Here is a 13,117-nt window from a genome sequence, read left to right as displayed (position 1 = left end):
TTCAGTTGAGTCAATTTAGAGATAACTATTGAAGCCTTTCGGAATTCTCGAACCTGAACATTAAAACTGGGCGAATCTAGGACCATCCCATGCAGTGCCTTCCGGGCGGGCAGCTCATCGATCCACTTCCTGCCCCTCGGACAAGACCAAATGCCCGTTGAATTTCACGCCAGGCGACCGAGACGCAGTAGCCTCACCGGAACAAATCCGGTGAGGCTACTCCCTGCTCGTCGCCAGCTTTCACGGGCCATCGTCTCGCCTGGCAGCGATGATTAACCAGGGTTAATCTGCCAGATGGGAGACTTGCCGCACCTGCTCCGCAGTCAGGTGCCGCACATCCCAGAGCAGCGTGGCAGTTTCGATAACCTCCTGGGGATTCCTACGACTCGCTGGCATTTGGTGCATGCCGGCCAAAGAGGCGAGGACTGTGACTGGAACGCCGATTACGACCGCAAACCCGTCGAGAAGCTCAGGGTCGAGTTCCTTGACGCCACGCCCTACCGCCCCGATGGTCGCAGCCGATAGGTAGACACCGGACATCAGATACATCACCTTGGCCGCCGAGGACCATCCCAGATTGCGGAGGGCGAGCATCTGCACAAGGAGGGAACCGAAACCCGGAGGGTACTGCGCAACGGAGCGCTTCTTACGGGGAGTGAGAGTTTGCGACATTTCAGCCAGGGATCGGGCGCAGTCACGCAGTCGCTGCCGGTCAGACGCAGGCAGGGTGAGTGCGCGCTTCACCAGTTGGGGGAGCTCGCGACTAGCCTCCTCGTCAAAGTGCAATGCGTCGTCCGGAATGGCCAGACCCGCAATAAGAAATAGGTCATGACTCTGCATGCCGACCCGCTCCGCCAATCGGCTAAGGAATTCCTCAGTCGGAGGCTCCCCCGTTTGGATCGGAGGCAGCTCACCCTTGGGAAATTCATTGTCCCGGGAAAGGTCGGTCTCCGAAATCTGCACGAGACGCGCCAGAAGCACGTCGGGCTTGGGATATGCCGGATATTCCATCGTCACCGCCGCATAGGGAGAGGTAGTCCTTCGGATGCTTCAAGCCCTCTGGGGGCAGCCTCTGCAAGGCTACCCCCAGCGAACATGTACCAGTTCAGTGACCCGGAGGCCCAGCGTAGTAATCCCAGGCGTCGTCGGCGAAGTTCCAACCGTGCCCCTGGAAGGCTCTGCGAGTTACGTTCAGGAGTGGCGTGGAACCCGTCGGACGGTAGTGGCCAGAGAAATTATCGATCCTGGAGATCGCACCATTTGCGTCGACATCGAACGTGCCTGCCATGAGCACCCCTTGGCGATCGCCCAGAGAAGTGTGCCCAGCATCCGGATTGAGATCCCACATAGATTCGTTCTGCATGGCACGCAAGGAACCGTCCTGGCGAACGATGAAGTGATACTCGCCCGCGTCGAGGGAGGCCCCGGCCGGAATACCTGCATCCGCCGGCAGGGTTCCCTGGTCGGTGTGGTCGACGCCCTCACGGAACGGCTCCCAGACTTTGTCTTCACCACAGTTGTGGACCAGGACCGGAGTGGTCCCCGCCAGCACATAGTACGTGTGGAGCAGGTTGACGGTGAGGTTGTGGGTGGTGACGGCGTAGGGGTAGTTGCGGACGGACTGGATGGTGAGGGTGGTGCCGTCGGGCTGCCGGAGGTGTTCGCCGGGGATCAGTTCTCCGGCGTCGACCCACTGCTGGCGGGTCTCGCTCCAGTAGGGGTGGTGGTAGGTGGAGGTGATCTTCGCCTGGCCGTCGGCCGGCGGGCCGCGGGGGCTGGCGTCGTCGGTGAGAGTGAGGTCGGTGAAGTCCTTGTCGTCGGGGGTGGTGATGGTGGTGGTGACGGTCTCGGGACGGGTTTCGCCGGTCTGTGGGTCGGTCGCCATGACCACGTCGCCGTCACGGACATCACCGATGGGCTTGACGCTGCCGTCCGCCATCAGGACCAGGGTCGTGGCCGGGAAGCTATTGCACTTTTCAAGGCTGGGCGAGTCCGCCTCGGCCTTGGCCACCTTTGACTCTGTTCCCGCCGCGTCGGCTGCTGTTTCCTTTGCTGCTTTTTCTTCTGCTGCCTTGGCTGCTGCTCTTTCCGCCGCTCTGGCTTCCGCCGCGGCTGTCTTGGCGCCGACGTACGCGGCTTCGGCTTCCTGGGCCGCGCGTTCGCCGGAGCGGATGGCGGTGTAGACCTTCTCGATCTCCCGGTAGATCTTGAGGGCCTGGAGCCCGGCCTTGATGACCTTGACGACCTTGCCCCAGGGCACCACGTTGAGCGCGGTGTTGATGCAGCCCATCACGTCGCCCTTGGTGAAGCAGTCACGGGCGTCGTTGAAGCCGATCAGGTCGCCGACGATGTCGACCACCTTGTGCACGAGCTCGTCGCGCTTGCGCTTGCTCTCGTTGAGGTTCTTGTGCGCGGTATCGAGTGCCTGGCCCGCGGCCCACTCTCCCCGCGTGGGCGCCGGTGGCGGGGGCACCGTGGGCGGCGACCAGCTCGCGGGGGTGATCCAGGTGTAGCCGTGACCATTGTCCATTGCGGCTGTGAGACCGTCACACTCTGCCTGAGTGTCACACGTGGGCTTCAGACCGTTGGCGTCCGACTTGTTGATCGGGCTGTTGTTGGCGTACGCGTACGCGTTCCACTGCTGGGGATCACCGGCGTCCACGATCGGGTCGGGGCTGATGAAGCGCCCCGTCCCGGGGTCGTACTCACGGGCGCCGAGAAGGGTGAAGCCGGTCGACTTCTCCTTGGTGCCGCCGACGAAGCCCTTGTCCCCGGCCCAGACGCCCGCTGCGGGCTGGGTGCCGCGCTCGTTGCCGAACGGGTCTGTGGGACGGCGGACGTGGGCGAGGGTTGCCGAGTCGAACTGGACACCGTTGGTGCCGTGCGGGTCCGCGCCCTGGTACGCCAGCGTCGACGTTCCGTTGGTCGTGGTGCGCGTGATGGACAGGCCGTTGGGCGCCCCGTAGCTGCGGACGTTGGTGACGACCTTGGTGGCGGTGTCCAGGGTGATCTGGTCCGCGCCCAGGTTGAGCGTGATCTTTCCGGGGTCACGACGGATCAGCTGGTTACCCGACACGTCGTACAGGTAGCTGGTCGCACCGCTCTGGCCGGTGCCGGTGATCTGGTCGAGCTTGCCCTGGGCGTTCCAGGTCAGCGTCCTGGTGCCCGGAGTGTCGGTGATCGAGGTGGTGTTACCTGCGGCGTCGTAGGTGTACGAGGTCACCGCCGTACCGGCCGGGCCGGTCCGGGTGGACTTCATCAGCGCGTGCGGACCGCCCGTTCCGCCGCCCGTCTTCGGGTCGGTGGACGGGGTGTTGGGGCCGGTACCGAAGGTCTGGGTGGTGGTGACGTCCTTGGCGGCGTCGCCGGTGACGTCCTTCTGGACCAGCTTCGTCCGGTTGCCGATGAGGTCGTACTCGTACTGCTGCCAGTACGGGGCGGGCCCGCCGATGCTCGGCTTGCCGGCGGTGACGGCCGGGCCGTCGGTGTTGGTGCAGGCGCCGACGCCGGGAACGCTCGGCTGCGGCTTGGTGGTCTGGGTGCCGGTGTCGGTCCAGGCCTGGGTGAGCCTCCCGAGGTAGTCGTGGGTGAAGCACTGCAGGTCGGCGACCTGGCCGTCCTGCGCGTCACGGGCCGAGGTGACCTGGCCCATCGGGTTGTAGGTGTAGTCGACCGAGTCCACGTGCGCGGTCTCGGCGGTCTGCTTGTCCACGATCGAGCGCGTCACACGGCCGGTGGCATCGTCGATCACCATGGTGGCGACCACCTGCGCGCCCGCGCCACCCACTGTCGTGCGGTACGGCCGGCCGTAGGGGTCGTAGCGGACGTCGGCCACGAGGGCCGACTTCGCGGCGCCGAAGCTGCTGGTGAGTCCGCCGAACTGCCCGACGGTGTCGGTGGCGAAAGTCAGCTTCTCCCTGCCCATGCCGGCCACTGCCGGCATGGTGGTGGTTGTCAGGCGGCCTGCGGCGTCGTAGGTGTTGTCGGTCTGGTAGACCCCCGCGAGTTCCTTCTCCGCCGTCGGGATGGTGACCTTGGCTCCGAGTTCGCGGTATCCGATGTCGTAGCCGGTGATCTCCGACGTGTAGGCGTCGTTGCCCACGTATCGGGTCGAGGAGGTCGGCTTGCCCTTGGCCAGGCTGTCGTAGGTCCAGGTGGCGACCTTCTTGGCCGGGTCGGCCGTCGTGCCCTCGTAGGCTGCGATGTTGCGGCCGAGCAGGTCGGTGACGCTGGTGGCGCTCTTGCCGCGGGAGTCCGTGACGGTGACGAGGTTCTTGCTGTCGTCGTACGCCGTCGTCCCGGTGCCCGAGTCCGGGTCGGTGGACTTCACCGGCCGGCCCAGAAGGTCGTACTCGTACGTCCACCGGTTGCCGGCCGCGTCCTTGCGCCAGGCCTCCTTGCCCTCCGGCGTGTAGCCGTAGGTGGTCTCGTCGTATGCGCCGGTCGGGGTGTTGGCCTTGTACTGGCGCAGGGCGACCGTGTTGCCGCGGGCGTCCGACACGGTCGCGGTGGCATAGCCGCCGGCCGGTGGGGTGGTGCGGACCTCGTCGGCCCCCAGGTAGTCCGCGTGGGTGCGCCACTGCTCGATGCCGTACGACTGGAAGATCGAGTCGACGACCCGGCCGATGCCGTCGTACTTCTTGACGGTCTGGGACGGGATCTTGCTGTCCGGCTGGACCCCGCCGTTGGGCAGGAAGAGCTGACCGCTGGGCGGCGCCTGGTCGTTGTGGTAGGCGGCGCTGGTCTTGACCTGCCAGCCGTGCGAGTCGAACAGCGCGTCGGTGATCATCCGGCCGGTTGCCCCCGAGGGGGTGCTGGCCTGGGTCTGGCGGATTCGGCCGAGGCCGTCGTAGATGGTGAAGCTGGAGGTGTAGGTCTCCTCCGTGCCCGCCATGTTGCCCATCAGGGCCTGGGAGAGTACCTGCGAGGGCGCGTTGGAACCGTTGACCGAGTACGAGAACTTGCGGTTGGGACGGGTGGGATGTGTCGCGCGGTCGTTGCCGGGGCTCCAGCCCGCGACGGCGCGGCCGAGGGAGTCGAACTCCTGCTCGCTGATCCGGCCGTTCTCGTCCTTGATCTTGAGCGCCGAGCTACGGCCCACATCGAGGGTGCTGACGGTCTGCCAGCCCATCGGGTTGGTGTGGGTCACCTGGGTCGGCAGCTGGCCGGCCGCCGGCGAGTAGGCGGTCTTGGTCTCGGCACCGCCCGGGTGGGTGGCGTCGGTGCGGGTCGGGTCGACGGTGCTGATGACCCGGCCGTAGTCGTCGAAGCTCGCGCGGGCGGTGGCCCGGTAGACCGGCTTGCCCGCCTCGTCGTATCGCTCCAGGACCTCGGACGAGGTCTGCTCGGCCTTGGCGCCGGCCTGGCCGAGCGACATGTTGTCGAAGTAGGACCGGGTGTCAGCGACCGTGTTGTCCTTGGTCGCGGTCTGGCCGCAGGCGCCCTTGAGGACCAGGGTGCGGGAGGCCAGCAGTGTCGGCGCCCCACCGGGGCCGGTGGCGTACTCGAAGGAGGTGCAGAGCAGCTGCTCGGGGTGCGCGACGTCCCCGTTGTCGTAGACCGTCAGCGGACGGGCGAAGGATGTCGAGTCGTACGTGGTGGAGCTCTCACGGGTGCGCCAGTCGCCGTTGGCGAGCTTCTCGCGGTTGGTCGCCTTCAGGGCGTTGACGGCCCGGGCCGTGATCGCGGGCATGCCGCCGGACTGGTTGCGGGTGGCCGTGATCGGACCGAGCCAGGGGTCGGTGACCACGGTGGACAGCAACTCGCCGTTGTCACCTGTGTAGTTGGCGGAGTCACGAACGAACCCGGCCAGGACGTTCTCGTCCTTGATGGTGCCACCGTGGGCGTCCTTCACCGACACCTGGCGGGTCGTGCCGTTGGCGAGGACGTCGCCGTCCATGCCGCGCAGGAAGGTCGTCACCGACTTGGTGCGGGGCGCCTCGACGTCGCTGCCGCTGCCGCTGCGGGTGGTGACCGTCGCGTACCCGCGGAACTGGTCCCAGGTGCGGGTCTTGGCGTTGGCCATCTCGGAGTCGTTGCGATGCCAGGCCGCGCCGCCGCCGTACCCGTAGTCGGTGACGACCGCGGGCTGACCGCCGGCGACCGAGTCCTCCTGGGTGACCGACTGCACGATGATCTTGTTGAACCAGTCGTTGACCGGGTCCGGAGCGCTCTGCCCGGGCAGGTACCACTTGACCGGCATGCAGGCCATCGTGTTGCTGTCCTCGGACGCCGGCATCTTCCCGCCGACCTCGCGCGAGCACTCGGCGGGCCGGTACACGACGTTGATCAGGCCGCCGGTCTCGGTGGTGATCTTCTGGATGCGCGGACGCTTGTACGGCTCGATCGAGGCAGAGGTGCCGTCCGGCTGGACGATCCGGCCCGCGACGCGGTTGGCGATCTGCAGCGGCTGGAAGTACACCGCGGGCAGGGTGATCGGCGTGCGGTTGTTGCTGCCGGTGCGCTGGATCGAGTCCAGCCAGAGCGACGGCGAGGTACCGTCACCCGGGTCCTGGAAGGACTGGTTGAGGACGTAGGAGTCGACCGACCGGTACTTGGCGCCGTCCCAGACCTCGGTGTCGACCTTCGTCAGGCGCTTGGTGGTCCAGAAGGTCGGCGAGTAGACGGTGCAGTCACCGGTGGCGTCGCAGTTCTGGTCGATCGGGGTGTCCGGCCAGCGCTTGGCGTTGGCCTTGGTCCGCAGGGACGGATCGCAGCTGAAGTCCGCGTCCGGCAGGCAGCGTTCAGCAGTGCGGAACCACACCTGGGCGGCCGGGTTGGCCTTGCCCTTGGCCGCGATCTGGTCGGGCAGGCGCTGGCCGTAGCCGACCCAGGTCGGGTAGCTCGCCCGCTGGTACTGCGTCCGGGTGCCGTTGCCGTTGTTCTGGCCGCCGCCCCGGGCGTAGTAGTTCTGCTCCTGGTCGTACCGGTAGGTGATCAGGTTCTGGTGCGGGTCGACGACGTAGTCCAGCGACCACTGCCAGCCCATCTGGTTCCAGGAGTTGGTGGCCGGCGAACCGGTCTTCAGGCACGGGTCCTGGCCGCCGGGCCAGTAGACCGGCACGGTGGAGACCGAGTTGCTGGCCTGGTCGGTGCCGTCGCCGCCGGGCAGGTGGTTGGCGCCGAAGTAGTACTGCGTGCCCTCGGTGGTGGTGATCCGCCAGGCCTCGCCGTTCCAGGCGCCGTTGTTCTGGCCGGTCAGCCGCTCGACCTTGGTGCCGTCCTCGCCCTGGAGGTGCCACTCGCAGGACTTGTCGTCCTTGACCAGCTGGCCCGCGTGGCCGGCGAGCGAGAGCTGGAGCAGGTCGCCGCCCCAGCACTGGTCGCCCGACTTGTCGATCCCGGCGTCCTTGCAGCCCTTGTAGGCGCGGACGATGGAGCCCGGCTGCCAGTCCCAGCCCTCGCCGATCCAGGACGGCTGGGCGTTGGTGGAGGCGGTCTTGCCGTCCACCGCGGAGGAGTCGTAGCCGAACGAGACGTCGGGGGCCGGGCCGGCCAGTGCGGAGGGCAGCTCGGCGGTGTAGCCGTAGGTGAAGTTGCCCGCGTTACCGCCGGCTTGCCATGAGGCTGACGGGGTGATCGGCGAGGCGCTGAAGTCACCGCCGCTGCCCTTGGCCTCCGCCTCGACGGCGAGTGCCACGGTCGAAGCGGTGCCGGCCGGGCTCCCGGAGGCCCCGGAGGCGAAGGACTTGGCGGCGACGGAGGTGGTCGGCTGCGGAACGTCGACCTCGGCCACCAGACGGCCGGTCGCGGCGTCGCGATGCGACGGTACCGGGATGCGGGTGCCGCAGCCGGCGGCCCCCGGAGTCGTCAGTGCGCAGCCGGGCAGCTGGACGATACGGGCCCGCGAGGCCCAGTTGGCGCCGGCGTTCTTCGCCCAGGCCTGGATGTCGATGCCTACCTGGACCCGACCGGCCTGAGCGCCCTCACCGGTGTCGGTGACGCCCAGCAGGGCGCCCTTGACACCTGCGGCGTTGGTCCGGGCCTCGTCGGCCAGTTCGATCCGGAGCGCCGGGGATTGGAGCGCCGACGCGGCCTCCTGGGCCGCCGGTGCCGCGAGGCCAGCCGGCTTCACGCCGGGCGCCGTGGCGACCCAGACCGGCAACGAACCGGCCTGCACGGGCACCGAGGTCGGCGTCGCGTCAGCCGCCGACGGCGCCATGGCGGCACCGGAACCGGCACCGCCGAGCACGGCGGTGGCCAGGCCGGCCGGCGGGGTGGAGTCAGCCGGCGGCGACCACTTCTTGCCCGGATCCGGCGTGTGGCCGGTGGGCTTGCCGTCGGCGCCCTTCACCGGCTGGGTGGCCGGAACCGGCGTATTCGGTGGCACCCACACGTCGGGAGGGGCGGCCGCTTGGGCGACCGCCTCCACCGAAGGGAGTGTCACCACGGACATGGTGACGGCCAGAGCCGCCACCACGGCCACCCGCAAACTTCGCGGACGGGTGAACAGGCGGACAGAACGACACAACTGATCCCCCCACAGTTTGTCGAAGCTCGAATCGGGCCGATTGGACCGGCCCAGGCCCCCGGCACCTTAGGCGCACACGACCGATCAAAAGTAGGAAAGAAATAAAAGCTTCCCCTGTGATCAATGTCACCTAGAGAGCAAGGCGTTACCACCCCGACAACTCGGACACCTCGTCGACAAAACGCTTTGACAGCGAAGCAAATGTGAAGGCAGCGTGCGTCCGATCTCTGCTCACATCACCAATGACGAGGGGGTCTTCATATCGAGGTCACTTCCTCCATCTCCGTCCTTTTCGCGACGACCTGCGGGAATCCGGACATTCCGAGTGGCTCTCCTGCCGCTCGCTTGCACGGCGGTCTTCTCCCTGGGTGCTGGGCTGCTGGCGGCACCCGGAGTCGCGGCAGCGGCTCCGGCCGACCGCAGCCACGGTCCCGCCGACGCGTCGTGGCCGACGCCACCCGCCGAGGGGCAGCCCGACTCCCGCTCGGCGCGGACCGAGGCGATACGCGCCGCCCAGGCGAAGGCGAAGAGCACCGGGAAGCCCGTCGTGGTCGACTCCATGACCACGGGCGGCAGCCAGACCACGGCCAGTCGGGACGGCACGCTGACCACCGACTCATCGCCCATCGTGGAGCGGATCAAGAACGCCGACAGCACCTGGCGTGCCGTGGACGCCACGCTGCGGACCACCCCGACGGGACGGTCACGCCCACCGCCGTGCCCTCCGGCCTCACCTTCTCCGGAGGCGGCACCGGCGCGCTGGCCACCATGGCCACGGCGGACGGCAAGAAGCTGTCGATCAAGGCGCCGTTCACCCTGCCGAAGCCCGAACTCTCCGGCAGCAGCGCCCTCTACCGCTCCGTCCTGCCGGACGTCGACCTGGAACTGAGTGCCACCCCCGCCGGTGGCTTGCGTCAGGTGCTGATCGTGCGCACCGCCCAGGCGGCGGCCGACCCGAAGATCCAGAAGCTGCACCTCGACACGGCCGTCGACGGACTGACCGTCAAGGCGGACGTCACCGGCAACCTGGCGGCCGAGGACGCCTCCGGCAAGGCCCGCTTCACCGCTCCGGCACCCGTCATGTGGGACTCGTCCACCGCTCCGGGCCCGGAGCCCAAGGCCGCGGCCCAGTCCGCCGCGGCACCCGCTACAGACGGCACGGCGGAGGCCGCCGGATCCGACAGCAAGGCCCCCGGGCCCGGTGCCCGGACCGCACCGATCGCCACCACCATCAGCGGCGGCGGCATCGACCTGGTGCCGGACGCCTCGCTCCTCGGCCAGGGCACCGGCCCCTGGTTCATCGACCCGGGCTGGAACCCCAGCGTCGACAACGGCACCCAGGCCTGGGCCCAGGTGCAGTCCGCCTACCCGGAGACGATGGAGTACAACGGCACGCAGCTCGGCCAGGACACGCCTGCGGCCGGCTACTGCGGCTACATCGACACGAGGAACCGCTGCGAGAAGGAGGGCAAGGAACGCGCCTACTTCCAGGTTGGTTTGAACTCGGCGTTCTGGGACTCTGACGTACGGAGCGCCAAGCTCTACGCCACCGTCGCCCAGTCGTCCAGCCCCTCGACTCCCACTCCGATGGGCCTCTACTCGACCGGGTCGGCCACCAGCAACCCGATCAACCAGTGGACGCGCTGGAACGCCCAGCCCTGCCCCCAGCCGTCGAACTGCTCCAAGGTCGGCATGAACTGGATCATGGGTGAAGGCGGCAAGGAGTTCGACGTCCAGAGCCAGATGATCCAGGCCGCCCGCGAGCACTGGGACGGCTGGACCTTCATGTTCGCGCCGGACGACGAGGGCAACAAGTACTACCGTCAGCGGTTCGCCAACAACCCGCACGTCGTCGTGACGTACGACTTCCAGCCCCACATCGGCGACCCCGGGACCAACCCGCGGCCGGGTTTCGCCCGTGACGCGGTGTCCGACAAGTGCCAGACCCCCGGCACCGCCAATCCGTGGGACAACCCGGGCTGGGTCGGGATCAACACCGACATCGGTCTGAGCGTGGACACCTGGTCGCCGACCGGTGAGCAGCTCTGGACCGCGTTCAAGATCTGGGACGACGACGACAACGGCTCCTCGAAGCTCTACGAGACCGGCTGGGCCGCGAGTTCGGGCCGCAAGTACGCGAGCGTCGGATCGCTGATCGACGGCCACCAGTACGGCTGGTTCGCCGCCACCACCGACGGCACGCTCACCAGCGACAACAGCCGGATGTGCTTCCTGCGCGTCGACCGGACCCCGCCGACCGCCCGCATCACCTCGACGGACTTCCCCGAGTCGGGCACCCTGGGCGGGCACCCCAAGCGCGTCGGCGAGCCCGGTTCGTTCATCCTGACCGGCACCGACCCGGCCCCGGCCACCGGCGGCCGTTCCTCCGGTCTGGCCTGCGCCCGCTGGACCACTGACCCGATCCAGGCCGCGGCCACCGGCTGGAACTGCAACGACGGCGGCAATGTCGTCAAGATGAACGGCGACGGCAGCTTCCAGCTGAAGTACACCGCCAACCACTGGGGGACCAACTTCCTCTATCTGCAGACCCAGGACAACGCCGGCAACATGTCACAGCCGGTCGCGTACACCTTCTTCGTACCGAGCAACCCGGCCGCGGGCGACCCGGTCATGGGCGACATCGACGGCGACCGGAAGGCCGACGTCCTGCTGCCCGACGGCACCGGGTCCTTGCGCCTGGTCGGCGCGAACGCCGACCCGTACGCGGCGCCGAACACCAAGCCGGCCTCGGCACCGGGAGCGGCCGACAACCAGGACTGGAGCACGGTCCAGATCACCCACCGGGGTTCGTACAGCGAGCGGAACGTCGACGATCTGATCGCCCACGCTCCTGGGGCCGGCAGGCTCTACCTGTACGCCAACGACGATACGGCCGGGCATCTCGACGGGCAGGCGGCCTTCGAGCTCTCGAAGAGCCGCGCGTGCATCCTGCCCGACTACACGCCGATCGACTGTGCGACGCACGGCAACGGCGGCGACTGGTCCGCGGTAACCCAGATCGCAGCGTTCGGATCACCCACCGGCGACACTCCCAGGAACCCCGGGACCAACATGGCCGGTTTGCCGAACTCCTCGCTGCTCTTCGTCGAACACGGTCGGCTGTGGCTCGGGCAACAGGACACCAACAAGAACCTCGACGGCCCCACCATCCTGCTGTCGGAGCCGGACCCGCTCAAGGACAAGCAGGACTGGGACTACTACGACCTGATCACCCCCGGTCCGGCCAAGGGGACGAACATCCCCACCCTGTGGGCCCGTTCGAAGACCGACGGCACCATCCACGCCTACCAGTTGGCCCCGGCGCCCGGGAACACCTTCGACGCTTCTGCCTTCTCCAGCCCCACCAAGGGCTGGCTGGCCAACGGCGTCGACCCCAAGCTGTACCCGAAGGTGGGTTCCAACGGCGACGTCACCGGTGACGGCGTCCCTGACCTCTGGGCCGTGGACACCAACAACCAGCTGGTCGCCTGGGCCGGCATCGGCACCAAGGCGGCCGACGCCACCAGCGGCGCGACCGTGACCGGCCTGGAGAAGGCCCCGGTCGCGCTCGGCAACCTCAACCGCCCCGCCGGCAACTGGCTGGCCGCGCACGACGGCACCAACACCGTCCGCGACGGGCAGAAGCGCACCGACGGGTCGGCCACGAACGTCGGCTGGGGCCCGGAGTCCGTGGACGGCCGGCCGGCCACCGTGGGCTACTTCAACCCCGGCGTCGGCTCGAACGTCACCATGACGGGGCCGGTGGTCGACACCCGCAAGAGCTTCACCGTGTCCACCTGGGCCTTGTCCGGATCGGCCGGCGGCGTGGTCGCCAGCCAGGAGACCGGACACGGCAGCAACTTCCTGCTCTACAGCGACGGCGCGGGCAGGAACTGGCACTTCGCCCTGGCGTACGCGGACGACGACACCTGGTCGTACGACTACACCGACACGGAGAACGCCAGCGCTCAGACCCGGCTCGGTGTCTGGACGCGGCTGACCGCTTCCTACAACGCCGACTCCGGAGCGATGGCGCTCTACGTCGACGGCGTCCTGGCCGGCACCAAGGTCCACCGGGCCGGCACCAGCCCGGCGTCCTCGGGGCCGTTCACGCTGGGCCGGTACAGGTACCAGTCCAAGCCGTCCACGAGTTTCGACGGAGCCATCAGCAGCACCGCCGTCTACCCGTTCGCGGTGGCTCCGAGCGCGCCGGGCCTCACCAGCGTCGTCCGCTCGGGCGTCGACTCGAACATGTGCGTGGACGACGTCAACGCGGGCACCGCCAACGGCAACCCGATCATGCTGGTGACCTGCAACGGGAGCGAGGCGCAGCAGCTCGCCCTCGGGAACGACGGCACCGTCCGGGTGAAGGGCGAGTGCATCGCCACGGTGAACGCCGGCATGACCGACGGCACTCAGCTCGAGTACCGCGCCTGCGACGGCACGGCGGCGCAGAAGTGGATCCCGCTCGCGAACGGCGCGCTGTTCCACCCCGCGTCCGGTAAGTGCTTCGAGATCCCTGGTGGGCCGGCGGCCAACGGCACACGGCTCCAGATCGCGGGCTGCGGCTACTGGCCGAACCAGCAGTGGAGCCTGCCGATGCTGAAGTCGGCCGTGCTTCCCGCTCCGCCGCGCTCCTGACCTCCG

Annotated in this window: 4 protein-coding genes; 1 reads left to right on the top strand and 3 read right to left on the bottom strand. The window is 68.2% G+C overall.

The genetic code is table 11. The features are described from left to right. Positions 1–282: 282 nt before the first annotated feature. The 3 genes from ACWDBE_RS09025 to ACWDBE_RS09015 all read right to left on the bottom strand — a co-directional run bounded on the left by ACWDBE_RS09025 (position 283) and on the right by ACWDBE_RS09015 (position 9,148). Positions 283–1,017 (bottom strand): hypothetical protein, encoded by a 735-nt coding sequence (locus ACWDBE_RS09025; RefSeq protein WP_449807596.1) that lies wholly within the window; start codon positions 1,015–1,017, stop codon positions 283–285. Positions 1,018–1,105: 88 nt separating this feature from the next. Continuing rightward, a complete protein-coding gene (locus ACWDBE_RS09020) occupies positions 1,106–8,386 on the bottom strand; it encodes an RHS repeat-associated core domain-containing protein (protein WP_449807595.1) in 7,281 nt (2,426 codons plus the stop codon). 315 nt (positions 8,387–8,701) lie between these two features. Then, positions 8,702–9,148 (bottom strand): hypothetical protein, encoded by a 447-nt coding sequence (locus tag ACWDBE_RS09015; protein WP_449807594.1) that lies wholly within the window; start codon positions 9,146–9,148, stop codon positions 8,702–8,704. A 39-nt stretch (positions 9,149–9,187) separates the two neighbouring features. On the opposite strand from ACWDBE_RS09015, the gene ACWDBE_RS09010 reads away from it, so the two are divergent. After that, positions 9,188–13,111, top strand: a complete 3,924-nt coding sequence (locus tag ACWDBE_RS09010; RefSeq protein ID WP_449807593.1) for a ricin-type beta-trefoil lectin domain protein — start codon at positions 9,188–9,190, stop codon at positions 13,109–13,111. Positions 13,112–13,117: the final 6 nt, after the last annotated feature.

It is taken from the genome of Kitasatospora sp. NPDC001132, assembly GCF_053598415.1.
Note: the sequence above shows the minus strand (reverse complement) of the source record. Positions and strands in the feature narration are given on the sequence as shown.